Origin of the sequence: Methanoregula sp. PtaB.Bin085, assembly GCF_002067035.1 — an archaeon.
Taxonomy (GTDB): Archaea; Halobacteriota; Methanomicrobia; order Methanomicrobiales; family Methanospirillaceae; genus Methanoregula.
The window spans coordinates 1-21,826 of record NZ_MVQB01000026.1; the positions used below are offsets into that span (position 1 = coordinate 1).

Annotated in this window: 26 protein-coding genes; 11 read left to right on the top strand and 15 right to left on the bottom strand. The window is 56.4% G+C overall.

Features of this window, described 5'->3' with window-relative positions; translation table 11 throughout:
* The coding region (locus A4E33_RS04760) for an integrase core domain-containing protein (protein WP_292346542.1) at nt 1-413 on the top strand (413 nt) is incomplete at its 5' end.
* A 54-nt stretch (nt 414-467) separates the two neighbouring features.
* Here the strand turns inward: A4E33_RS04760 and A4E33_RS04765 are convergent.
* Nucleotides 468-1,211 (bottom strand): ABC transporter permease, encoded by a 744-nt coding sequence (locus A4E33_RS04765; protein ID WP_292346543.1) that lies wholly within the window; start codon nt 1,209-1,211, stop codon nt 468-470.
* The gene (locus tag A4E33_RS04770) at nt 1,211-2,128 is read right to left on the bottom strand and encodes an ABC transporter ATP-binding protein (protein ID WP_292346544.1); all 918 of its coding nucleotides are present in this window, start codon (nt 2,126-2,128) and stop codon (nt 1,211-1,213) included. The genes A4E33_RS04765 and A4E33_RS04770 overlap by 1 nt, the downstream gene beginning before the upstream one ends.
* Between A4E33_RS04770 and A4E33_RS04775 the strand changes: the two genes are divergently transcribed.
* A complete protein-coding gene (locus A4E33_RS04775; RefSeq protein WP_292346545.1) occupies nt 2,127-2,279 on the top strand; it encodes a hypothetical protein in 153 nt (50 codons plus the stop codon). The two genes, A4E33_RS04770 and A4E33_RS04775, sit on opposite strands and share 2 nt — an antisense overlap.
* Before the next feature lie 4 nt (nt 2,280-2,283).
* Here A4E33_RS04775 and A4E33_RS04780 read toward each other — a convergent pair whose 3' ends face one another.
* Genes A4E33_RS04780 through A4E33_RS04805 form a run of 6 tightly spaced genes read right to left on the bottom strand, consistent with a single transcriptional unit; the run spans nt 2,284 to nt 8,269 of the window.
* Nucleotides 2,284-3,021, bottom strand: a complete 738-nt coding sequence (locus A4E33_RS04780; RefSeq protein ID WP_292346546.1) for an ABC transporter ATP-binding protein — start codon at nt 3,019-3,021, stop codon at nt 2,284-2,286.
* Nucleotides 2,997-3,941: an ABC transporter ATP-binding protein gene (locus tag A4E33_RS04785; protein ID WP_292346547.1), complete on the bottom strand. Its 945-nt coding sequence runs from the start codon at nt 3,939-3,941 to the stop codon at nt 2,997-2,999. Before A4E33_RS04785 ends, A4E33_RS04780 begins: the two co-directional genes overlap by 25 nt.
* Nucleotides 3,938-4,849, bottom strand: coding sequence for an ABC transporter permease (locus A4E33_RS04790; RefSeq protein WP_292346548.1), 912 nt, complete (start codon nt 4,847-4,849; stop codon nt 3,938-3,940). Before A4E33_RS04790 ends, A4E33_RS04785 begins: the two co-directional genes overlap by 4 nt.
* The gene (locus A4E33_RS04795) at nt 4,842-5,789 is read right to left on the bottom strand and encodes an ABC transporter permease (RefSeq protein ID WP_292346549.1); all 948 of its coding nucleotides are present in this window, start codon (nt 5,787-5,789) and stop codon (nt 4,842-4,844) included. The genes A4E33_RS04790 and A4E33_RS04795 overlap by 8 nt, the downstream gene beginning before the upstream one ends.
* Nucleotides 5,790-5,834: 45 nt before the next feature.
* Nucleotides 5,835-7,463 carry an ABC transporter substrate-binding protein gene (locus tag A4E33_RS04800; RefSeq protein ID WP_292346550.1) on the bottom strand — a complete coding sequence of 543 codons (1,629 nt, stop codon included), beginning with the start codon at nt 7,461-7,463 and terminating at the stop codon, nt 5,835-5,837.
* Nucleotides 7,464-7,507: 44 nt separating this feature from the next.
* Nucleotides 7,508-8,269 (bottom strand): class I SAM-dependent methyltransferase, encoded by a 762-nt coding sequence (locus A4E33_RS04805; RefSeq protein ID WP_292346551.1) that lies wholly within the window; start codon nt 8,267-8,269, stop codon nt 7,508-7,510.
* Nucleotides 8,270-8,466: 197 nt separating this feature from the next.
* Here A4E33_RS04805 and A4E33_RS04810 point away from each other — a divergent pair, with 197 nt between their 5' ends.
* The 4 genes from A4E33_RS04810 to A4E33_RS04825 all read left to right on the top strand — a co-directional run bounded on the left by A4E33_RS04810 (nt 8,467) and on the right by A4E33_RS04825 (nt 12,615).
* A complete protein-coding gene (locus A4E33_RS04810) occupies nt 8,467-9,039 on the top strand; it encodes a flavin reductase family protein (RefSeq protein ID WP_292346552.1) in 573 nt (190 codons plus the stop codon).
* Nucleotides 9,040-9,320: 281 nt separating this feature from the next.
* Nucleotides 9,321-10,454 (top strand): iron ABC transporter substrate-binding protein, encoded by a 1,134-nt coding sequence (locus tag A4E33_RS04815; protein WP_292346553.1) that lies wholly within the window; start codon nt 9,321-9,323, stop codon nt 10,452-10,454.
* A 16-nt stretch (nt 10,455-10,470) separates the two neighbouring features.
* Nucleotides 10,471-11,520, top strand: a complete 1,050-nt coding sequence (locus A4E33_RS04820) for a methyltransferase (protein WP_292346554.1) — start codon at nt 10,471-10,473, stop codon at nt 11,518-11,520.
* A 21-nt stretch (nt 11,521-11,541) separates the two neighbouring features.
* On the top strand, nt 11,542-12,615 hold the full coding sequence (locus tag A4E33_RS04825) for an iron ABC transporter permease (RefSeq protein WP_292346555.1): 1,074 nt from the start codon (nt 11,542-11,544) through the stop codon (nt 12,613-12,615).
* A gap of 52 nt (nt 12,616-12,667) precedes the next feature.
* On the opposite strand, the gene tsaA is transcribed toward A4E33_RS04825, so the two are convergent.
* From tsaA to A4E33_RS04850, 5 genes are read right to left on the bottom strand one after another with little or no spacing between them, the layout of a single operon-like run.
* Nucleotides 12,668-13,081, bottom strand: a complete 414-nt coding sequence (gene tsaA, locus A4E33_RS04830) for a tRNA (N6-threonylcarbamoyladenosine(37)-N6)-methyltransferase TrmO (RefSeq protein WP_292346556.1) — start codon at nt 13,079-13,081, stop codon at nt 12,668-12,670.
* Between the two features lie 19 nt (nt 13,082-13,100).
* Nucleotides 13,101-13,796, bottom strand: coding sequence for an FmdE family protein (locus A4E33_RS04835; RefSeq protein WP_292346557.1), 696 nt, complete (start codon nt 13,794-13,796; stop codon nt 13,101-13,103).
* An 11-nt stretch (nt 13,797-13,807) separates the two neighbouring features.
* A complete protein-coding gene (locus tag A4E33_RS04840) occupies nt 13,808-14,581 on the bottom strand; it encodes an ABC transporter ATP-binding protein (protein ID WP_292346558.1) in 774 nt (257 codons plus the stop codon).
* On the bottom strand, nt 14,578-15,648 hold the full coding sequence (locus tag A4E33_RS04845) for an iron ABC transporter permease (RefSeq protein ID WP_292346559.1): 1,071 nt from the start codon (nt 15,646-15,648) through the stop codon (nt 14,578-14,580). The genes A4E33_RS04840 and A4E33_RS04845 overlap by 4 nt, the downstream gene beginning before the upstream one ends.
* A gap of 15 nt (nt 15,649-15,663) precedes the next feature.
* Nucleotides 15,664-16,827: an iron ABC transporter substrate-binding protein gene (locus A4E33_RS04850; protein WP_292346560.1), complete on the bottom strand. Its 1,164-nt coding sequence runs from the start codon at nt 16,825-16,827 to the stop codon at nt 15,664-15,666.
* 91 nt (nt 16,828-16,918) lie between these two features.
* Between A4E33_RS04850 and A4E33_RS04855 the strand changes: the two genes are divergently transcribed.
* The 5 genes from A4E33_RS04855 to A4E33_RS04875 all read left to right on the top strand — a co-directional run bounded on the left by A4E33_RS04855 (nt 16,919) and on the right by A4E33_RS04875 (nt 20,341).
* Entirely contained in the window at nt 16,919-17,215 is a 297-nt protein-coding gene (locus A4E33_RS04855) for a helix-turn-helix domain-containing protein (RefSeq protein ID WP_292346561.1), read from the top strand.
* Between the two features lie 263 nt (nt 17,216-17,478).
* Entirely contained in the window at nt 17,479-17,817 is a 339-nt protein-coding gene (locus tag A4E33_RS04860; protein ID WP_292346562.1) for a hypothetical protein, read from the top strand.
* A gap of 681 nt (nt 17,818-18,498) precedes the next feature.
* Nucleotides 18,499-19,191, top strand: a complete 693-nt coding sequence (locus A4E33_RS04865; RefSeq protein ID WP_292346563.1) for an energy-coupling factor ABC transporter permease — start codon at nt 18,499-18,501, stop codon at nt 19,189-19,191.
* The gene (locus A4E33_RS04870; protein WP_292346564.1) at nt 19,191-19,502 is read left to right on the top strand and encodes an energy-coupling factor ABC transporter substrate-binding protein; all 312 of its coding nucleotides are present in this window, start codon (nt 19,191-19,193) and stop codon (nt 19,500-19,502) included. Before A4E33_RS04865 ends, A4E33_RS04870 begins: the two co-directional genes overlap by 1 nt.
* Before the next feature lie 29 nt (nt 19,503-19,531).
* Nucleotides 19,532-20,341: a winged helix-turn-helix transcriptional regulator gene (locus A4E33_RS04875; RefSeq protein ID WP_292346565.1), complete on the top strand. Its 810-nt coding sequence runs from the start codon at nt 19,532-19,534 to the stop codon at nt 20,339-20,341.
* A gap of 47 nt (nt 20,342-20,388) precedes the next feature.
* Here A4E33_RS04875 and A4E33_RS04880 read toward each other — a convergent pair whose 3' ends face one another.
* Together A4E33_RS04880 and A4E33_RS04885 are read right to left on the bottom strand one after the other, a co-directional pair.
* Complete coding sequence (locus tag A4E33_RS04880; protein WP_292346566.1) at nt 20,389-21,381, bottom strand: hypothetical protein; 993 nt, start codon at nt 21,379-21,381, stop codon at nt 20,389-20,391.
* Nucleotides 21,378-21,815: a type IV pilin N-terminal domain-containing protein gene (locus A4E33_RS04885; protein ID WP_292346605.1), complete on the bottom strand. Its 438-nt coding sequence runs from the start codon at nt 21,813-21,815 to the stop codon at nt 21,378-21,380. The genes A4E33_RS04880 and A4E33_RS04885 overlap by 4 nt, the downstream gene beginning before the upstream one ends.
* Nucleotides 21,816-21,826: the final 11 nt, after the last annotated feature.

The window sequence follows — 21,826 nt, forward strand, 5'->3', positions numbered from 1 at the left end:
GCTATGGTGTCTTTGATTCACCCACTACTCAGAACACCATCACCGTCCTTAATCAGGGCTTTGCTGAGTATGGAGCTCCCCGCGAGATCCTGACAGATCATGGAACTCAGTTTGTTTCGGCCCGGGACCGGGAGAACGCCCGACACACGTTTGGAGAGTTCCTGGATCAATACGGAATCAAACACATCGTCGCACGGGTAAAACATCCACAGACTAATGGGAAGATTGAACGGTTCTTCGGGGAGGTTGAACGGAAAATTGTCAGGTTCGGTTCTATTGACAAGGTTGTTCGATGGTACAACGTTGTTAAGCCTCATATGAGTCTCAACTGGGATGAACCGTGTAACGTCTTCTGGTACAGATTACCCCCTGAGAGGATTTTGGACTATGCAAAGAAATGGTTATATGTGTAAAATTAATTCGGGATATCACAGTTCCAGGTTTTTCCCCAGTAATCATGCACCTGGTCATCTCCCATTGTGAAGGTTATGCTGCTGAATGAGCTTCGCACCCGATGCAAAGATGATAATCACGACAATGAGAATCGCTGAATCAATAACCGGGGAATAGACCCCATCGCCCGTGATCGCCGTGTGGAACAGGTCGACGAGATACGTAAGGGGTGATAGCAGGTTCGTCCACGCCCAGTCCCCCAGCTTGTTTAACGGAATGAAGATACCGCTGACAAAGATGAGCGGGAGCCGGACCAGGTTCGAGAACATCATGATGTTGGATGGCGTGTCTGTGGCCGGAGACGAGAGTAACGTCCCGAGTGCGGCAAAGGCAAGCGACCCGAGCAGGAGGGCAAGGACAAGGGCTGCCGGATTTGTAAGAGACAGGTGCAGAAGAAACGAGCCGGCCAGCCAGACAAGGGTCGTGATAACGAAACCGAAGACGGCTCCCGACAGGATATCGCCGAGGATGATGCTTTCGATGACCACCGGCAGGGAGACGAGCCTCTCGTACGTCTTCTCCCGCTTCTCCCACGGGGTGATGAGGGGACCGGTGGACGATGCGGAAAAGAAGAGCATCATGCCAAGGAAACCGGGGAAGAACAGGACGAGGTCAAGGTCCCGCCCGATGAAAAAGGTGAGGAACATGATAAACGGGAACAGCAGGCCGAAGATCACGACCGATCCCTTGTAATAGTAGATCCGCATGTTCTTCTCGGTGACCATCAGGACGCTCCAGACAAATCGTTTCAGGTCCATCACGCCTCCTCCGTCATCTCGATGAATGCCTGCTCGAGCGAAGGGGTCGATGTTGCAACCGAGAGGATCTTCAGGTTGTTCTGCTCTGCGACCCGTGTAAGGGCTTTAATCGCCCAGTCCGTATCGTCAGAATAGACCCGCCACTTGTCCCCGTGCGGCTCAGCCCGCGAGATGCTGCCGGTGACGAGCATGCTGCCTTGAACGGACCGGTCGAATGAGACCTCGATGTAGCCTGCGGTGTCGAACTGCTTCCGTATCTTCTCCGGGCTGTCCGTGCCGATGATCTTCCCTCTGTGGATGACGCTCACACGGGAACAGAGAGCATTTGCCTCCTCGAGGTTATGTGTGGTGATAAGCACGGTGCTGCCCTCGCGGTTCATGTGCCGGACCGTGTCGATCACGAGACGGCGGCTCAGGACATCGAGACCTGTTGTAGGTTCGTCCAGGAAAAGGACAGGCGGGGAGTGGACGATGGCGCAGGCAATGCTGATCCGCTGCCGCATCCCTTTGGAGAAGGTCCGGACAAGATCGTCCTTGCGCGACTCCAGCCCGAGGCGTGCAAGGATTTCCTTTGCTTTCTCCTCCCGGCTCCTTCGGTCCATGCCATAGCACTTTGCCGTCCAAAGAATGTTCTTCTCCGCCGTGAGATCTGCATAGACCGTACCGTTCTCGGGGATGATGCCCATGTGCATCTTGGCCTCAAGCGGATCCCTCAGGATATCCACTCCGCAAATCCGCACGATCCCGGCATCCGGGATCAGGACACCAGTCAGCATCCGTATCGTGGTTGTTTTTCCGGCGCCGTTCTGCCCGAGAAAACCGAAGATCTCCCCCTTCTTCACGCAGAGGCTCACATCGTCGACCGCAGTGACCGGCCCGAACGACTTTTTCAGGTTCCGTGCTTCGATGATATCCATGATGATCAGTCCCGCTTCACGCACGGGCGGGTTCGACGTGTTTCTGCCGGAACCGAAGAGCCGGCTTCACTCTCCTGCATCTCTTTCCATCGGTCTGGGAAAGGGAACCAGGGTCAGAAGAATGCTCTTCCCGGCCTTTCCCGGCAAGTAAACTGTTATACGGGTGCACCGGCAGAATATTCAGTCCCGACCCGGTCAAGGAATTCCTCCCTGCTGTACATTTTCCCCTTTCCCATCTCGAGCCAGAGGATCTCGTCGCACATCGCACACATCACATCAGGGTCATGGGAAATGAACACATACGACACACCGGTCTCTCTCTGGAGATCCTGCATCAGCCGCAGGACCTGTGCCTGTACGGAGACATCGAGCATTGATGTCGGCTCGTCGGCAACGACCAGCTTCGGGCCAAGCGAGAAGATCCGTGAAAGGACCGCCCGCTGGACCTCCCCGCCAGAGAGCTGGTGGGGGTACCGGGCCAGGTGCTCGTCACGAAGCCCGACCCGGGCGATGAGCGGCGCGATCTTCTTCAGGGCTTCCTGAATCCCTATCCTGTCACGAACCATGAGCGGCTCTGCAACGCTTTCAGCAAGCGACATTCGGGGATTCAGGGATACCTCCGGGTGCTGGAATATCATCTGGAAACTCGGACGGAGCCGGAGCAGCTCCTTTGGCCTCATGCGGGCGAGATCCGTTCCCTGCATCAGGATTTGGCCGGAACTCGGCGCCTCAAGTCTCATGATGCATCGCCCGAGCGTGGTCTTGCCGGATCCGCTCTGGCCGAAAAGGCCGACAGTCTTCCTGCAATCGACCGTAAACGAGATCCCTGCGAAGATATCGCCGTGACCGTATGACTTGGAAAGTCCGGTCAGCCGGAGCACGGGTTGTGACACCGGACACCTCCCTCACGATCATCCTGAATGAGCCCCGGGTGGTCCGTGCAGCACCGGTCCGACATGAAGGAACAGCGGCTGGCAAACGAGCATCCCATGGGAAGCGCCATCAGGCTCGGGCTCTGTCCTTCGAGCGGAACGAGCCCGTTCTTTGGCATGGCCCGGATCAGGGCCTGCGTGTAGGGATGACGGGGATTCCTAAAAACCTGCGATGCGGGCCCAATCTCGATAATCTCACCGGCATAGAGGACCGCAATCCGGTCACAGAGTCGTTCTGCAAGGTACAGATCGTGCGTGATGAGAAGCAGAGACGCCTGCTCCCGCTCACGGATTCCTGCGAGCACCCGGGCCGTGGTCTCCCGCGCATGGTAATCGAGACCCTTGGTGGGCTCATCTGCGATGATCAACCGGGAATGTTCCGCGATCGCGATGCTGGTCGTGAGCCGCTGTCGCATCCCGCCGGAGAGTTCGTGGGGATATTCACGTGCGATCCGGTCCGACGGGATAAGGCCGACAGCGACGAGCAGGTTTTTAGCGGCATCCAGCGCAGCCTGTTTCTTCTCTCCACGTTCAATGAAGATCTCTGCGATCTGCATGCCGTTCCTTACCAGCGGGTCGAGGGATCCTGAGGGATTCTGGGGGACAAGGGAGATGGTCCTGCCACGGAGCGCGTGCATCCGCTGGTCCGGCAGCCGGGTCAGTTCCTGCCCGTCAAAGAAAATATCGCCGGATATCTTTGCACTCGCAGGAAGCAGTCGGATGATTGCCTGCCCGATCACGGATTTTCCCGAGCCGGTCTCTCCGACAAGGCCCAGGACTTCGCCTGGTTCCATGGAGAACGAGACGTCCCGCGAGGCATGCACGGTGCCATCACCGGTCGGGAAGCGGACATTCAGACCTTCAACGGATAGGAGGGTCATGCGATGTTCACCTGATCCTTATGGACGTCGAGGATATCCCGCAGGCCTTCGCCGAGCACGTTAAAGAGCAGGACGACAACGGCGATGGCGAGGCCGGGAACAATGATGTTCAGCGGCGCGGTGCGCAGGAACTCCTTGCCTGCCCCGACCATGGATCCCCACTCGGGGATGCCCGGCGGGATCCCGAGACCGAGGAAACTCAGGCCGGACGTGGCAAGGATGACGTGGCCGACATCGAGAGTCGCGAGCACGAGGACCGGCATGATCGCGTTGGGGATCAGGTGCCGCAGTATAATCTGCCGGTCGGGCAGCCCCGCGGTGCGGGCGCTCTGCACGTATTCGAGGTTCCGGATCGCCAGCACGTCGCCCCGCATGAGGCGGGCAAAGCTCGCCCACTGCGAGAGGGTGAGGGCAAGTACCATGTTCAGGATACCGGCACCGATCAGCCCAAGCAGCGCGAGCGAGAAGATGATCCCCGGGAACGCGAGGAAGAGATCGATGCAGCGCGAGACCAGCTCGTCCACGATGCCCCCGTAGTATGCCGCGATGCACCCGATGACGGTTCCTGCGGCAAAGGCGCAGCCGACCGTCAGGAACGCAATAATGAGGGATGTCTGGGCGGCGCACAGGGTCCGGCTGAACAGGTCCCGTCCCAGGTAGTCCGTTCCCCAGATGTGTTCGGGGGAGGGACCTTCATTCTTGTGCGGGAGACTCGTTTCGTTTGGATTATACGGTACAATGACCGGCGCTAGTGCAGCAACCACGATGAGGACCCCCAGCAGCACAAGGCAGAGCTGGAATCCCGGGCGGCTGCGGATCTCCTGGATGATCCTGTTCTTCGAGCGGTCCTGATAACCGGAGGCGGTTCCGCCCCGGATATGTGGGATGGCTGTTGCATCTTCACTCATAACGGATCCTCGGGTCGATGACGTGGTAGAGCAGGTCGACACCCAGATTCACGAGCAGGAACAGGGTGACGATAACGACAATACAGGAGGTGACGACCGGGATATCGTGGGAGAATACGCCGTCGACCAGCAGCTTGCCGATACCGGGCCATGCAAAGATGTTCTCGATGATGACCGTGCCCGCGAGCAGGTGCCCGAAATAGACACCGAGCAGGGTGACGACCGGGATCAGTGCGTTCCTCACCGCATGGTTCCAGACAATGTTTTTAAACGAGAGCCCCTTTGCGATGGCAAACGTGATGTACTGCTGGCCTAACGTATCGAGCATGCTTGTCCGGACAATGCGGATCACGACCGCGGTCGGGTGAAGGGCAAGCGCCGTTGCCGGGAGGACGAGATTGGCTGGTGTCCCGTATCCGGTGACCGGGAGCCAGTCGAGGGTCAGCGAGAAGACCAGGATGAGCATCAGCGCAACCCAGAACGAGGGGAACGCGATACTCACGACCGTTGCGCACCGTATAACGAGATCTCCCGGACTGTTCTCGTGGATCGCGGAGTAGATCCCAAGCGGGATTCCCAAGGCGATCACGATCAGCATGCTTGTGCAGGCAAGGACAAGCGTCGGGATTATGGCAAGGGAGAGCAGGCTCGCGACCGGCGTATCAAGGTAGACAAACGAGGCCCCGAAGTCGCCCCTCATGACGATACCGGACAGCCAGGTGATGTATTGCTTCCAGAGCGGGTCGGCCAGGTTGTACTGCTGGGAGACCTGGGTGAGGACTTCATCGGATACGGAATCCTCAAGGCCGACGAGTGTATGGCGTGCAATCGTCTCCGCTGATCCGCCGGGAACGGCATGCAGCAGTACGAACGCGAGCACGGACGCTGCGAGGATTGTAAGAACCAGAAATCCCAGGCGCTTGGCAAGGTAGTAATGCATGGTTGCTCCAAAAGGGGGAGAATTACTGGATCTTCTGCACTCCCCCTATCCTGTGAAGGTCATGCCTGCGTCCATGCGCAGGTCGTGAGCCGTCGGATCGAACTTATACCCTTTCACGGAATCCTTCTTAGCGATAGTACAACCGTAGTCTGCGATCGGGATGGTGATCAGGTCGTCGAGGACATAAACCTCAAGCTCGTTGAACTTCCGGTACCGCTCGGTCTTGTCCGTTGTCTCCTTGGCGTCCTGGATCAGGGCGTCAAGGGTCTTGTTGCTGTATTTCCCGTAGTTCTGGTACCCGCCGGTCATATACCACTGCTCCATGATATACGAAGGATCCGGAACCATGGCGATGTTGGACGGGCTCATGACAAGGTCATAGCTTCCCGCTTTTTGCCGGTCGGTCGAAGCAGCGCTTGCCATGATCTCTACTTTCGCATCGATACCGATCTTCCGCAGCGAGTCACCGATCGCTTCAGCCATTGGTGGCAGCCCCGGCCGTTCCTGCGCGGAGACCAGATCGATGGTAAGCGGTTTGCCATCCTTCTCGACTATTCCGTCGCCGTTCGTGTCCTTGTACCCGGCTTCAGCAAGAAGGGCTTTTGCTTTTACAGGATCGTAAGGAAGCTGCTGCAGGTTCTGGTTGAACCAGGCCATCTTGGGGATATAGATGCCCCGGGCAGGACCTCCCACGCCGTACAGGACGTCGTTGACGATATCCGTCCGGTTGATGGCAAGCGAGATTGCCTGCCGGACGCGCTTGTCCTGCAGTGGTGTCCGGTTGAAGTTGACGACCATCCGGTAGACCCGGGGCGTCAGGTACGTCTCGACATTGACATTGGGCAGGGCATCGATGCGTTTGACCTCGTTCATCGGGACATCGACGGTGAAATCAACCTCGCCTTTCTCGATGGCCATAGCACGGGAATTGGAGTCGGGTATCCCGGAGATGATCATCCCTTCTAGGCTGACCGGCCCTCCCCAGTAGTTGGGATTTTTCTTCACAGTGAACGTGCGGGTCTGGGCATCGAACGAATCGAAGACCATGGCACCGGTCCCGATGGGCTTCGAGAAGTTCCCGTTCGCGTCAAGGGAATCCGGGTGGATGATTGCCATATTCGGGTAGTGCAGGGCCTCTGGCAGGATTGGGTTTGGCTTGTTGGTCGTGATCTCGACAGTCAGCGGATCGATGACCCGGCAGGACTTGTAGTCCATGAGCACCCCGTTTGCGGAGTTCAGCTTCACCGAGCGGTCCAGGGAGAATTTAACCTCCTCCGCGGTCATCGGCTTGCCGTTGTGGAACTTCACGCCGTCACGGAGCTTCACTTCCCAAGTTGTCGGGCTGGTCTGCTTCCACGACGTTGCAAGATTCGGGATGAGTCTGAAGTTCTCGTCAGCCGAGATCAGCGATTCGGTGACAATCGCTTTTTCGGTGATGAACACACCCTGGTTCATGGGATCGAACCCGGTGATCAGCCAGAGTTCCCCGAATTTCAGCATCTTGCCGGTCCCTGCTACCGCAGCGGCGGATCCCTGGGAGGATGCTCCCTGCGTAACCACAGGAGCGTTCACGCCTGTACCAGCCTGTGCACTGGTGTTCGTACATCCGGCAATAAAAATTCCCGCAACAAGCAGGAATACGAGTAAGCATACGGAAAGTGTTCTTGTCCTCATGAGAATCACGCTTTTTTCTGTCTGGAATTCAATCCGTTCCCGAATCAGCCCTGCTTTTTTGCAGCAAGGATGTAGTACGTCTTCTGGGGCGCGAACCTCCGGTACCATGGCTGGAAGGGTTTCTGCATTTCGCGGATGTACATCAGGTCCCGGAAACGCACGCCAAAGAATCCTGCCTCCTCAAGAAAAGAGATCATGATCTCCTTTGGGACTCCCCTGTCGTGAGGGAGGTAGCGCCGCAGGTCCTTGCTGTAATGGCTGTGGTTTGTCCGGTCGAAAATCCGGGCAAGCCCGTCACTCACCATCCGTTTCGTCCGCATGGAAAAACTCCGGTCCTTCCAGACCCCGTCGATGATGAGGACCGTGCCGCCATCCTTAAGGACCCGGTGCCATTCCTTCAAAGCAACCTCCGGGTGGGGAAGCGTCCAGAGCAGGTGACGATTGACGACTACATCGAACATGCCACCATCGAACGGCAGGCGCTCGGCATCACCGGTCTGCAGCTCGATCGAAAGGCCCTGTTTGTGTGCCTTCTCGCGGGCTTTTGCCATCATTGCTTCCGAGAGATCGACGCCGGTAACCCTGTGGCCCATCTCTGCAAAGAGAAGGCCCATTGCCCTGGTGCCGCACCCGACATCAAGAACGTCAAGCGGTTCCAGTGGCAGGTCTCGCTTCAGTTCCTGTTTCCAGGCTTCTTTCTCCTCAAGGGTCCCGATCCGGTGGCCGACATGGGTATCATATGTCGAAGACGAAACATCCCAGATCCTCCTGACCGCGTCCTTGATCTCGGCATCGTTCATCACCATGACTAGGTGATTGGCCGGGGGATCGTAAAAAGATTTTGATATTTATTCACACTAAATATGAATTATATGGTATCATATTAGCATCTGATATCACAAAAGAATCAACAAATCAGATCTTATGCAAGGAACCCGGCATTACCGGTATTCCCTGCACCCGACCATATAGCATTTATTCCCGAAAAGACGAACATCCGGCCATGAAACGATCCTTTGGGGCCCGGCCGGTCGCATACCCCCTGCCTGTTTTCGTTATCGGAACATACGATAATGGTGGAAAGGCTGATGCAATGGTAGCCGCATGGGGCGGCATCTGTGCGTCAGAACCGCCCTGTATTGCCGTCACGATCAACCCGGCCCACCAGACCTTTGCGAATATCAGCAACAGCAAGGCGTTTACGGTCAGTATCCCTTCTGTACGGTATATTGAGGAAACGGATTATTGTGGTATGGTCTCCGGCAGGGACCAGGATAAATTCCTGACAACAGGACTCACTGCAGTCAGGGCTGAATTCGTCGGAGCACCGTTTATCGATGAATTTCCGGTTGTCCTCGAATGCCGGCTATCGGGAATTCACGAGATTGGTTCCGCCCGGCAGATCATCGGGGAGATCCTTGATGTGAAGATCGATGAATCGGTCCTTGATGCGGATGGAAAACCCGACCTGCAGAAGATCGGCACGTTTGCATTCGATGTCATGAGAATGGAGTATTATTCCCTGGGACCTGTTGTTGGCAAGGCATGGAATTCCGGAAGGAAGTTCATCCCGTAATGCAGAAATATCCCCCTCGTCTTTTTTCATAAACTTCCTGGTTACATCAGCGTGCGGGAGTAAGGAATAAATGAGTGCCGAAACGGGAAGAGCGGTGACCTGCCCGACAGCGCATTCATCCTTATTCAATTGATAGTGTTGTGAGAAAAATGCACGATCGTTATAATATTAATAACGAGAAAAAAGAAAAATCCTGTTTAAATAGTTTGAAAATTTGTATAATAAGTATGAAAAATATGGCCAGAACACTGATTATCTGTTTACTTATCCTCATAACCACAATGCTCATCGCTGGCTGTACAAGCCAGAATCCCGGTACAGCCACACCGGTTCAGCAACAACCGTCATCAACCGCAGCTGTTCCCTCGATCCCTGTTGCTGGATCAACCCTCACCGTAACCGATCTCACGAACCGGACCGTGACCGTCCCTGCATCCCCGCAGAAGATCATCGGTGTCGGTGCCGGGGATGTACGGATGCTCGTCTACCTTCAGGCCGCCGACCGGATTGTCGGTGTCGACAAGATGGAGAAGGGCGCAACCAACAAAACAGCGCTTGGCATGGGTCTGCCTTCTGGCAGGGACCGGCCGTACAGCATCGCCCATCCCGAACTGGCTGACCAGGCATATATCGGTACCAACGCCGTTGATGACCCCGAACTGATCCTTGCCCAGAAACCAGATATCGTCTTTGCAACATGGCGGACCGGCCAGCAGGCCGATGCACTCCAGGAGAAGACAAAAATCCCGGTCGTAGCGCTGGTCTCCGGCGACCTTGGGAAGAGCAAGTCCCAGTTCTATCAGTCACTGCGCCTCATGGGAAAGGTCCTTGGCAGGGAAGCGAGAGCCGAATCGGTCATTGCCTTTATTGACGGTACGATCGCAGACCTGAATAAAAGAACGAAGGATGCACAAAAGACCACGGCAAAGAAGGTGTACATCGGCGGCGTCTCCTTCAACGGCGCCCACGGACTCCTTTCTACCGAGCCGACATACCCCTCGCTAAAGATGATCAACGGGATGAACGTTGCATCCGGTGCAGGCACCGGCGGACAGGTCATGATCGATAAGGAGCAGCTCCTCGCATGGGACCCGGATGTCATCTTCATTGATGAATCGAGCTATGCGCTTGTCGCAGCCGACCTTAAGGATCCGGTCTACCAGTCACTGAAAGCCGTGAAGAACAAGCAGGTCTATGGCCTGATGCCGTACAACTGGTACGCCAACAACTACGATACGGTCCTCGCGAATGCGTATTACATGGGCAAGATTCTCTATCCCGACCAGTTCAGCGACGTTGATGCCGGCAAAAAAGCGGACGAGATCTACAGCGAACTTGACGGAAAGCCGGTTTATGCAGAGATGCAGGCGTTGTTCGGGGGCTACAAGCCCCTGGATATCGCTTCATCCCAGTAAGTGGGAGGTGCAGAACATGCAGGACACTCCCCGAGTTTTGCCAGATGGGTTCAACGTTTCGGACAACGGATCCGGCACCTCCCCTGATAAGATCCTTGAGGAGACCCTCTCAGGCCTCCGTCATTTCCGGCTGTTTGCATCCGCATGCCGGCTTGGGATCTTTGCACAGTGCAGGGAACCCGTGACCGCTGACGAGATCAGTTCCCGTCTCGGGCTGAACCCTGACCTTGCGGAACTGCTGCTGAAATCGCTCGTTGCCCGGCAATTCCTTACCGAGAAGGACGGGAAATTCTCCAATACCCCGTTCTCCGGACAGTACCTGGACCCCGCTTCCCCTTACTGCCTGCAGGACCAGATCACGCTCCAGATGCACCTTGCCGGTCTCTGGGACGACCTTGATAGTATCCTCAGAAACGGTCCCCGCATGTACGATCCGGAAGAATGGTTTTCCGAACTGATCATTCCGGCAATGGCTGCGAACGCGAAATGCAGCATCCTTCCAAAGACCGTAAAAGCGGTTACCGTACTCCCGGAGTTCCGGACGGCACGTCGGCTGCTCGATATCGGAGGCGGCCATGGCCTGTACACGATTGCCTTCTGCCAGGAGAACCCGGCACTGGACGGAGTTGTCTTCGACCTTCCCGGCGTCCTGCCGGCAACAAAGCGCTACATTGAGTATTACCAGGCCGGACGGGTCAGCTGCACTCCCGGCAACTTCTTCACTGATTCGCTCGGTTCCGGGTTCGACATTGTCTTCTCGTCATCGAATCCCGGGGGCAGAGCCCCGGCGCTCATCCCGAAGATTCATGAGGCGCTGAATCCGGGCGGGATCTATATCAACAAGCAGGGGAACGAGAACGTTCTCGACATCCCCGTGCTGAACCTTGAATGGAACATGTGGGCAATTAAAGGAGTTAAGAAGGACAAGCGGCAGTACTCGTTCAGCCATAGTGTCCCTCTCGCGGATTACAACCGCATGCTCGGAGAGCAGGGATTCATTGTCCGCGACGTCATCGCGCTCGATGAACAATCGGTCATGACCGTTGCGCAGAAGAAGAGTTGCTGATGCAGACACGATCGGTGATCCATGCATCTTGATAATCTCCCGGGAACGGGTGTGGGCGATTACCAGAAGTATACGCGGAGAAAAACGGTCTTCATCCTGTTCCTGTGCGGGTTGACAGCGGCACTCTTCTTCCTCGGGATCGTTATCGGTGCGATGACCCTGTCGGTGCAGGATGTGATCTCCAGCCTGGTCAGTCCCGCTGAAAGCAATGCTTCCCTTATCGTCTGGAGTATCCGCCTCCCCCGGGTTATTGCAGCACTGGTTGCCGGTGCGGGTCTCGCAGCCGCTGGCGTGGTGATGCAGTCCGTTCTCCGGAATCCGCTCAGCTCGCCATACACGCTCGGTATCTCCCATGCGGCCGGCTTTGGCGCGGCATTTGCAATCACGGCACTGGGTGCCGGGACCCTCTCGCATAATATCGCCGATGCCGTCACGGTCCGGAACCCATATATCATCACCATCTGTGCGTTTGCCGGGTCGATGCTCGCTACCGCCGCACTGCTTCTCGTTGCCCGCTACCGGAATTCCCGGCCGGAGGTCATCATCCTCCTCGGCGTTGCCCTTGCCGCCCTGTTCACGGCGGGCACGACCTTTCTCCAGTACTTCTCTTCTGCGGACCAGGTTGCGGCCATCGTCTTCTGGACATTCGGGGATGTTGGGCGGGCAACATGGGGTGACCTTGCCATCATCGCCCTTGTCGTCATCCCCTCGATTGCGTATTTTGTGTACTCACGCTGGGACTACAACGCGATCGATGCCGGCGATGACGCGGCGCAGGGCCTCGGGGTGAACGTGGAGCGCTCGCGCACGGTCGGGATGTTCCTTGGTTCGCTTATCACGGCGGTTGTTGTCTCGTTCATGGGCATCATCGGGTTCATCGGCCTGCTCGGCCCGCACATGGTCCGGGCCATTGTCGGCAGCGACCACCGGTATCTCCTTCCGGCAGCGTGCCTCATGGGTTCAATTCTTCTCCTTGCAGCGGATCAGGTGGCCCGGGTCATCATTGCACCGGCAACCCTGCCGGTCGGGGTACTGACAGCATTCCTGGGAGCCCCGCTCTTCATCTGGCTGGTTCTGGGCAGGCAGAGGTTGTGAATTAAAAAGAGGGCGGCCTTTTACCTTTTACCTATGTACTATCATCCCACCCTCATTTCACACAATCGAGATCCGGCACATATGGCTTGATGTCCACAACCGGTGTCCCGTCAAGTGCATCGAGCCCCCGGACCCGCAGCACATTACCCTCCCGGCCGAGCAGGTCCACGACAGAGAATGCAACCGGGTTGGGGCGGTTGGGCGAACGGGTGGCAAACACCCCGTGCTCGACTCCCTCATGCGGGGGCGTTGCCCGGAGCAGGGCCCGGTCGGCCCGGTCAAACCATGACAGGACAATGAGGTGGGACTTCTTCTCAACATCATCCAGCCCGGTACGATACCGCTCATTGATCACGATCTCCGAAACGGTATCCGACAGCCTTCCCTGCCGGGGGGCATCCTTCTTAACCTTGTAAGGAGACCGCACATGGCCGATCGGCCGGATTTCGAAATTCAGGATTGTCATATCCGCGAAAGATGCCGGTTCATTTTTTCTTCTTTGTAATATGCGAGCCGTTCGCACAGGGAATGCAGAGGACTTTTCCCTTCACCATCTTTGTCTTTGCATCAGCAACGGACTCTCCGCATTCCTCACAGGTCATGCTTTTAAAGATCCGCGCCTTCTTTGGCGCATCCATTTTTACCTTCTCGATTTTCATCAGCTTATCTGCGGGAGCATGGAGGAGATCGATGGTTGCCTTGTGCATCTTCTCGTGGAACTCTGCGGCCTCCATTTCCGTTGCCTTGCCGGAGAAGACCTTTGCCCGGAGGGCTATCATTCCCTCGTCCTCTGCTGCCTCGTTCCGGTTGAAGGTGATCCGCACCGCTTTCCCATCCTTCCGGTTGTAGAACGTGAACGCGTGCTTGCCATAATCGTGGATGACGAGGTTGCCCTTGCCGGCCGTTGTGCCGGCGATCACCTGGATCGCGTCAATGCCGCAGGCATCGGTCTCGCAGATGGCGACAAGGTCCTCGTCCTCCGGACGCGAAACCCCGAGGGCTTCCATCGCAGCCTTGGCAGCACGGTACCCGTGGGCAAGGCCCGGGCAGGAATGCCCGTGGAAGCGGATGCAGTCATCGAACGTTACCATCGGGAGCACGGGATCGTGGGGGTGCGGGTGGTCGTGGCTGTGCCCAGTGTCGTTCCCGTGTTGATTTTTGTGGTTGTTGTTGTCGTGCATGAACAATTCTCCTATGCAATTTTACAGGCACCGGGAATAACACACCGGATGCCGCCGAATTCTCCAATCATGACCGGCAGGCCGTACACATCCTCGATGACCGAGGGGGTCACGATATCATTGCTGCCGTGAATATACACCGATCCGTTCTTGATGAAGATGAAGGTATCAGCAAACCGCAGTGCCTGGTTCAGATCGTGCATGGTCATGACAGCCGCTATCTTGTGGTCGCGGACAATATCGCGGATGGTCGTGAGGATATCCACCTGATTCTTCAGGTCAAGGTTGCTGGTCGGCTCGTCGAGGAGCAGCACCTTCGGCTCCTGCACGAGCGCCCGGGCAATGGCGACTTTCTGGAGTTCCCCGCCGCTCATCTCGTCAATATACGAGAGGCGGAGAGATTCCATGCCGAGTTTCGTGAAGATTGCATCCACGATGGCAATGTCCCGGGGCGTCACATCCCAGCCGATATGCGGGCGGCGGCCGAGCAGGACTGCATCGAACGCTGTCAGGCGCCCGGTCTCCACCCGCTGCGGAACGTAACCAACACGGCGGGCGATCTCCATGGTGGTAAGACCAAGCAGGTTCTCGTCATCGAGCATCACGGCCCCCTCCCGGGGCCGCAGGATCCGGTTCAGGCATTTTAAGAGCGTCGTCTTCCCGACCCCGTTGGGGCCGAGCACGGCAACGACCTGTCCCTGTTCAATGGAGAAGCCGATCTTCTCGAGAACGTTCCTGTTCCGGTACATGAATTTCAGTTCGTTTACGGTCAGCATTTCTGTCATCGTTTATACCCCCTGAAGAGAAGGAAGATGAATACCGGTGCTCCCATGAACGCTGTCAGGACGGCAACCGGCAGCACGAAGGGTGCAACGATCACCCGGGCCACCGTGTCCGAAGCAAGCAGCAGGATCGCCCCCATCACTGCGGAGCCCGGGATGAGGTAGCGCTGGTCGTCCCCGATGATCCTCCGTACCATGTGGGGACAGACCAGGCCCACGAACCCGATCACGCCGAGCAGCGCGACAATGACGGCGGATATAAGCGCCGCTATTGTCATCCCCACAAGCCGGACGCGGGAGACATCGACGCCGAGGCCCTGCGCTGTCTCGTCACCGGCATCGATGGCATTGTAGTTCCAGCGGTTTGCTATGAAATAGAGCGTGCCCGCCCCCACGACAAACGACATCAGCGGCAGCATGTCCCATGTTGCCCGGCCCACATCGCCAAAGGTCCAGAAGACAACGGCAGCCAGCTGGGCATCGGTGGAAAAGTACTGGAGGAACATGACGCCGGCCGAGAAGAGGGAAGAGAGGGCGACGCCGGTCAGGACCATCACTTCCGGCGACGCTCCTTTGATGTGCGAGATCATCAGGATGACACCGGTTGCCAGCATGCAGAAGATGAACGCGACCACTGTTGTCAGGTACGGGTTCGAGATGGAGATCGGGTTCGCCACGGTTGAATGGATGTTACCGGTCCCGAGAAGGACGACGGAGACCGCGGCCCCGAACGCACCGGCACTGGATATACCGAGCGTGAACGGGGACGCGAGCGGGTTCCGGAGGATGGACTGCATGGCAACGCCGGCAATGGCGAGGCCGATACCGGCAATGACTGCCGCCAGTGCCTGCGGCAGCCGGATGTTCCAGATGATCCGTTCCCACTTGACCGAGGCGGAGATCCCAAAGAGGGTCTGGATTACGTCAAGCGGTGGGATGGCAACGGCACCCACGGATATTGCCATCACAAACAGGAAAAATGCGACAAGGATGCCGAAGACGATCCACCGGACCTTGCGGTCAAGGTACGACTGGTAATCCCGGGGGACCGTTCCTTGTTCCAGGTGCATGGCACTATTTCCGTATCAGAGTGTAATTTTCGCAAACCCGAGATTCCGGTAGTTGCCGTTGAGTGTTGAGAAGACAGGCTTCCCGACAAATTTCGTGTAGATCTCGTCAGCTTTCTGTTTCGGGTCTACATCGGCAAACCGGTCTGGATACAGGACTTTTCCTATGTAATAGGAATCCGCAAGAACGGTCTCGTAGTTGGTACTGTAAAAGTTGTAGGGCAGGACACCGTACACGTTCCCGTTCTTCACGGATTTGAGACTGGAATAGGCAGCGTTGGTCTTGAGTTCACCGATCGCTCCTTCGTTATCCATCTGGGTCGTGCCCACATCGATGAACAGGTACTCGGGGTCCCCGCTCACGATCACTTCCTTTGAGATATCTGCATGCTGGCTTCCGGACTGTGCTGCGATGTTCTTTGCATGTACCCAGAGGAAGGGCGGGTAGGCCGGCTCGGTCGAGATGATGCCATGGGCGCCGGCCGAGCTGACGCCACCAATATACACGGTCTTCTGCTGGTCAGCCGGAATGTCCTTCGTACGTCGCTCGAGATCTGCGGTTGTTGCATCAATGTATGCGATCAGTTCCTCGGCCCGTGCATCTTTCCCGAGCGTCTTTCCGATTAGCCGCAGGGAATTGTACATATCTGCTTTTTCAGCAGGGGTCCGGAGGGAACCGTACGGGAACCCGATGACCGGAATACCGGTCTTGTTCTGCAGGGTGTCGGCTTCCGCCGCGCTCGTTGCATTCATGGACGTTGTCGAGCCGCTCTTGAAGACCACCTGCGGACCGATCCCGATGATCTTCTCCGGGTCATCCTTGCCCCGCATCTCGCCAAAGAGCGGGAGGGAGGAGAACTGCGGGTTCGCGATGCTATAAGCCCGGCCTTCCGGGGACTGGGCTTTCTTCTCGATACTGTCCACACCCACGACCTTGTCCTGCGCCCCGAGATACACGACATACCGGAGACAACCTGCACCGGAACAGATAATCTTATCCGGATTTGACGGGATAACAACGTTCCGGCCATAACCATCCGTGATAGTTGTCGTGGCTGATGATGCCGGTGTCCCGGTTGCGGCAGTCGGTGAAGGAGATGCGTTACCGGTACATCCGGCACATACTGCAAATGCAAGGATCAGTGTTGTTACGATAATGAAGGACATCCATGTCTTTTTCATACGAATCTACAATTAATTAAAATTGAGTGTTATTAAAACATGATCATGTGATTTTTTTTACTACAATGTTTTTGAATTTGTAAATTTCAGTATGACTCAAAATAACAATTGTTACATTGTTTTCAAAATAAGGTTCAAGGAAATCATGAAAGACTGCGGGGAGAACAGCCCAAAGTCGCTTGCCGATGTCTTAAGGGAACTCCAAGACACCGGACTCATTGAACGTATTTCTTATAATGAGATCCCGCCGCGGGTCGAGTACCTGCTCACGGAGCATGGCCGGGAACTCCGCGAGGTGATCCGGCCCATGATGCGATGGGCCCGGCACCATAACCAGATCTACATGAGTTACCGGAAACCCCATATTGCCGATGCACCGGATCCGTAGCTGGAGGACACTCACTTTTTCCAGAAAAAATTATTCGATGGGCAGCATAACGCTGAACCGCAATTTGCTACAATATTAAATTTTTATGCCTATAAGTTGCTACGAATTTGAAAAAGTATAAGAACAACCGGCCCCCATACTGGATACAGGGTATGGCCGGCACCGCCGGCAACACCTGACCCTTCGACAAGGTCAAAGCCACTCATGTTATTGGCCGTGCAGGGCCGGCGGGGAAACCGGTCCCGGCACGGGCAGGAGTTGAGATGATGAAAGCGCAACTGTATGACGGAAGCAGGAAGATCGAGGCCGATACCCGACGCGATATCTGCCTGTATGCGGCAGCCAGGCCCAGAAGATACTCCCCGGAATTCGCAAAACAGGGAAAGGATCTCTATCTCCACACGGATAGAGAGCAGAGAATGACATATTATCTGCATCTCTGGCATGCCGGCAGGAACGGGAGAGACAAGATCATGCCGATCTCCCCCGCAACCGCAGAACGGTTCCTGCGGGGGAAGGGGCTGACCTGTACCCTCTTCCCGAAAAGCAGCCCGATCGACACGCTCTACAACTGGGGGTATGGTATAGCAGAAGAGTTCTGAACACAGGATACTCACTCATTCACTCATATCCACGTCCCTTGTTCCGGGATGCGGGACCGGTGATTCCTCCAGGGAAATACCGGATCCCGTTTTCCCATTGAAGATATCTCTTTTATCCAACAACGCTGGCTGAAGAGATGGAACGCCATCCAGAAAGCCGGTGCGGACGGGGCAACTGCACCGGCGCCGGAAGTCCGGTATACATTCCGGAAGATGCCGGGCCGGCAGCGTCTGCGGATATGGTAGTGCCGGGTGATACACCAGTTTGTCATGCCGGGAATGCACTTGCAGGAACCGAACAGGAAAGGATGATAGCAGCAGACCTGCCTGCAGGGGAATAATGATCCCCCGGGCCATCAGAAACCCGGCTGGGGGAGGGAGACAGTCAACAGAGACGATTTCATCCCTCCGTTTACCTCATTTTCCGGCCCGGATGACAGCGGTTCGTGGAAAAATGACACCATTGTTCCGGGAAATGCCTGTATCTGCCCCCGATAAGCGGATATCCGGGCTTTCCTTTTCTGGAATCGTGGGACTGCTGCACTATTATTGTGAGAGGCAGGCCGGGACATGGGCTCGTTGCTGTTGACAAAGGAAGGCGAAAGATTGACTGCTGCCGGCGCGATCACAACTAAGCAATATTTATTTAGTTAAAACAAGTAAAGTTGTTCCTGTATTATCATGCACATCATGGAAGGTTTCTTGCCGTGGCAGTGGTGCCTGATCTGGTGGATCATCGCGCTTCCCTGCCTCATGCTCGGCGTATGGCAGCTGAAAAAAGTCATGCGGGCGGACCGTGAAGCACTCCCGCTCCTCGGAGTTGTCGGGGGATTCGTCTTCATCCTCTCGTCCCTGAAACTCCCTTCGGTGACGGGCAGCTGTTCGCACCCGACCGGTACGGGGCTTGCAACCATCTCGTTCGGGCCGTGGATCACCGCGGTTATCTGTGCCATCGTACTCCTGTTCCAGAGCCTCTTCCTTGCCCATGGCGGGCTCTCGGTTCTCGGAGCCAACATCGTGTCGATGGGAATTGTCGGGCCGCTGGTCGGGTACGGCATCTACCGGCTGCTCCGGGACACTCCCGTCAATATCTACGTCACGGTGTTCCTGGCAACTGCCCTTGCGGACATGTTCACCTATGTCACCACATCGCTTGAACTGGCGCTCGCGTACCCGGCTGCAACCGGAGGAATCACCACATCGTTCATCATGTTCATGGCCATCTTTGCCGTGACGCAGATTCCGCTTGCGATTGTTGAAGGCATCGTGCTCGCGCTGGTGTTCAAGTATATCGTGGCGCTCAAGCCCGACATCCTGATCCGGCTGAAGATCTTTTCTGAGGAACAGATTAATGCCGCACGGGGGGAGGCCTGATGGCACGGAAGTACATGCTCGAAATTCTCACTGCCGTTGCAATCATCGCGTTCTGCGGGCTCTTCCTGTACACCAGCGCGACAATGAAGGGTGCGGAATTCGCCGGATCCGACAACGTGGGATCCGGCCTTATCGCCGAGTTGTCCGGAAAGGACGTGGAAAGTTTCACACCGCTCATCCCCCAGTGGGAGCCGCCCAGCGGCGAGATAGAGTCCTGTCTCTTTGCACTGCAGGCTGCACTCGGAGGGATCTTTGTCGGCGGGGTGTTCGGGTACTGGCTCGGGCAGGCGCGGGGGAAAAGCGCGGAATAATAAAAACAGTCATCCGGAGCTGGCGGACCATGACCCGGGATAAGAAAGATCCTCTGAACACCATCCTGCGGAACAAGCGCGAGATCTCGCGTTTCCAGATCCTTGCTGAAATTGCCGAGCACCAGCCGTCCGTGCGCCAGCAGGAGATTGCCGACAAACTGGGAGTCACCCCCCAGGCAATCTCGGAATATATCCGCGAGCTTGCAGACGAAGGCCTCGTATCGGCAAGCCGCCGGGGGAATTACGAGGTGACAAAGGCCGGCATTGAGTGGTTGCTTGCCAGTGCAGGGTCAATTGAATCCTACGCACGGCACATCCGGAGTGATATCGTCCAGCAGGTTGCGGTCTGGACGGCGATTGCGGCCGAGGATCTCCGGGCCGGTGACGAGGCTGGAGTTTACATGCAGGACGGGTTCCTGTACGCGGCAAAGGGCCCGAGGTCTGCAACCGGGTCGGTCGTGGCCGATGCCGGAAAAGGAATGGATGTCGGTATAGCGCACCTCGCCGGCATGATCGAGCACCGCGACGGCGTTGTCCGTATCTGCAAGATACCCGGGATACGCCAGGGCGGTTCACACCGGGTACAGAAGGAAAAACTGAAATCGGTTATCTCGGGGATCCGTTTTATCACAGCTGTCGGTGTTGAAGCGCTCGTTGCGCTGAAATCTGCCGGGAGAGAATCCGACCTGTTCTTTGGGGCACGCGAAGGGATCATTGAGGCGGCGCTCCATGGCATCGACTGCGCTATCGTGATCGTGGACGAGGAATTTTCTGATTTCGTGAAACGGCTTGAGACTTCGAAAATAACGTATGTTATCCACGATCTGACTGTTTCCTGAAAAAACGACGGGGCCGGCCAGACCGGAATGCCGTCAGCCACGTTTATTCAGTACGCGCCGGCTTTAATCGTCACTACTCTGAGCGTGACGTTCACGGGGCTGACCTGCTGCCTGACAGCGAACATGCTGAAACCCTCACCGGAAAAAAGAGGATCAGCAACATACCCGATATTGTTCCTGCAGTCTCCGGTCATTGCCGTGAAACTCTCGTTCCAGTTCCGGAATGTCGCGTTGCCGAAGGGGTTCATAGAGGACCTGATTGTGATTGCAATAATGTCATGATACTCAACCGGCGTAACGCTGGACTCCAGCACGAGTTTCCCAAAACCATTGCCACCAGCAAAGGAGTGCCCCGGTGCTGTCGTGAGGTTCACCGCACGAAGCACGATCCGGGAGCAGGTATCGTCGGGTGATGAGAAAGTGAACCGGTTATTCGCAGTCGGTGTCACATTCTGGTAAAGCGTCCGGTTGATGGTATATTCCGCACTCCCGAACGATCCGGCAAATGCCGCGAGTGTTCCGGTGCCATTGAGATTGTTGCTCACGTCAATCATGTTGGCATACCCGAGAGGCCCCTGTCTCTTCCCGTCATACTTGGTTATATTCAGGTACCCCTCCTGCCAGCGGTATCCCTGGTCCTGCCAGAAATTACCCGAGGGTTCATACGAAATATTGACAAGCGTGCTGTTCATCTCCCCGATCAGGACGCCGCTGCTGTCATACAGGGAAACCGTGCAAACCGGCTTATCCTCGTCCATGATCAGAAGTGATCCTCCCGAACGCAGCGGATTGAGAAAGACATCCCCGCCCCCGAGCTGGACCGGTTCGCTCACGGTCACCCCGTTCGCCCCTTCTGCAACAGCCCGCTCGATATCAGAGGAAAAATGCTGGAACGATGATTCGACGTTATGGAGATGTACCGTTTCAGATTCCTCCTTAAGCGACGGGATATAAACCCCGTTGAAGATCGCAACAGCCGTTGCCGCAACCGCAAGAATAAGCATGACCGCGATGACCGGCGCTACCGCATCGTCCTTCACGGTGAACCCCTTCCAATGGTACCTGAAAAAAGAACCGCCCGGTCGGTATACAGCGAAACGCTCTCGTTGCCAAGAAGCGGCAGGCCCCGGTTCACCGTGATGTTGCTCTCAAGGTCGAATGAATCCACGTCAGGTACCAGCATGAAGGGGGGAATGCCCCCAGACGTATAAGTAGTGACATCCCCGTCGGTTTCAAAAACTCTGACCCTGAGCGAATCAGCTTTCACCCAGTCCCCACCCTTGTGCCAGAGCATGATGTTCCCGGAGGTATCGTTGCTCACCATGATGGTGACGGACGGAACTCGTTCCGATGGGAGGTGATCGGCAAGCGACACTGAGAAGACTGAAACGAGAATCAGGACCAGGCTGATCATCAGCATCTCACCGACAACTTCCGAGACCGCGTTAAAGTTTTTCCGGGTATTGCGATACATGTCGGACACGC

Excerpts from the sequence above, each read along its gene's own strand:
- A4E33_RS04785 (WP_292346547.1), bottom strand. The coding sequence starts at position 3,941 with ATGACCCTCCTATCCGTTGAAGGTCTGAATGTCCGCTTCCCGACCGGT.
- A4E33_RS04840 (WP_292346558.1), bottom strand. The coding sequence starts at position 14,581 with ATGACAGAAATGCTGACCGTAAACGAACTGAAATTCATGTACCGGAAC.
- A4E33_RS04850 (WP_292346560.1), bottom strand. The coding sequence starts at position 16,827 with ATGAAAAAGACATGGATGTCCTTCATTATCGTAACAACACTGATCCTT.
- A4E33_RS04775 (WP_292346545.1), top strand. The coding sequence starts at position 2,127 with ATGATGATCAGTCCCGCTTCACGCACGGGCGGGTTCGACGTGTTTCTG.
- A4E33_RS04765 (WP_292346543.1), bottom strand. The coding sequence starts at position 1,211 with ATGGACCTGAAACGATTTGTCTGGAGCGTCCTGATGGTCACCGAGAAG.
- A4E33_RS04860 (WP_292346562.1), top strand. The coding sequence starts at position 17,479 with ATGATGAAAGCGCAACTGTATGACGGAAGCAGGAAGATCGAGGCCGAT.
- A4E33_RS04820 (WP_292346554.1), top strand. The coding sequence starts at position 10,471 with ATGCAGGACACTCCCCGAGTTTTGCCAGATGGGTTCAACGTTTCGGAC.
- A4E33_RS04865 (WP_292346563.1), top strand. The coding sequence starts at position 18,499 with ATGCACATCATGGAAGGTTTCTTGCCGTGGCAGTGGTGCCTGATCTGG.
- A4E33_RS04835 (WP_292346557.1), bottom strand. The coding sequence starts at position 13,796 with ATGCACGACAACAACAACCACAAAAATCAACACGGGAACGACACTGGG.
- A4E33_RS04800 (WP_292346550.1), bottom strand. The coding sequence starts at position 7,463 with ATGAGGACAAGAACACTTTCCGTATGCTTACTCGTATTCCTGCTTGTT.
- A4E33_RS04805 (WP_292346551.1), bottom strand. The coding sequence starts at position 8,269 with ATGGTGATGAACGATGCCGAGATCAAGGACGCGGTCAGGAGGATCTGG.
- A4E33_RS04885 (WP_292346605.1), bottom strand. The coding sequence starts at position 21,815 with ATGTATCGCAATACCCGGAAAAACTTTAACGCGGTCTCGGAAGTTGTC.
- A4E33_RS04870 (WP_292346564.1), top strand. The coding sequence starts at position 19,191 with ATGGCACGGAAGTACATGCTCGAAATTCTCACTGCCGTTGCAATCATC.
- A4E33_RS04855 (WP_292346561.1), top strand. The coding sequence starts at position 16,919 with ATGACTCAAAATAACAATTGTTACATTGTTTTCAAAATAAGGTTCAAG.
- A4E33_RS04825 (WP_292346555.1), top strand. The coding sequence starts at position 11,542 with ATGCATCTTGATAATCTCCCGGGAACGGGTGTGGGCGATTACCAGAAG.
- tsaA (WP_292346556.1), bottom strand. The coding sequence starts at position 13,081 with ATGACAATCCTGAATTTCGAAATCCGGCCGATCGGCCATGTGCGGTCT.
- A4E33_RS04815 (WP_292346553.1), top strand. The coding sequence starts at position 9,321 with ATGCTCATCGCTGGCTGTACAAGCCAGAATCCCGGTACAGCCACACCG.
- A4E33_RS04790 (WP_292346548.1), bottom strand. The coding sequence starts at position 4,849 with ATGAGTGAAGATGCAACAGCCATCCCACATATCCGGGGCGGAACCGCC.
- A4E33_RS04795 (WP_292346549.1), bottom strand. The coding sequence starts at position 5,789 with ATGCATTACTACCTTGCCAAGCGCCTGGGATTTCTGGTTCTTACAATC.
- A4E33_RS04845 (WP_292346559.1), bottom strand. The coding sequence starts at position 15,648 with ATGCACCTGGAACAAGGAACGGTCCCCCGGGATTACCAGTCGTACCTT.
- A4E33_RS04770 (WP_292346544.1), bottom strand. The coding sequence starts at position 2,128 with ATGGATATCATCGAAGCACGGAACCTGAAAAAGTCGTTCGGGCCGGTC.
- A4E33_RS04875 (WP_292346565.1), top strand. The coding sequence starts at position 19,532 with ATGACCCGGGATAAGAAAGATCCTCTGAACACCATCCTGCGGAACAAG.
- A4E33_RS04810 (WP_292346552.1), top strand. The coding sequence starts at position 8,467 with ATGAAACGATCCTTTGGGGCCCGGCCGGTCGCATACCCCCTGCCTGTT.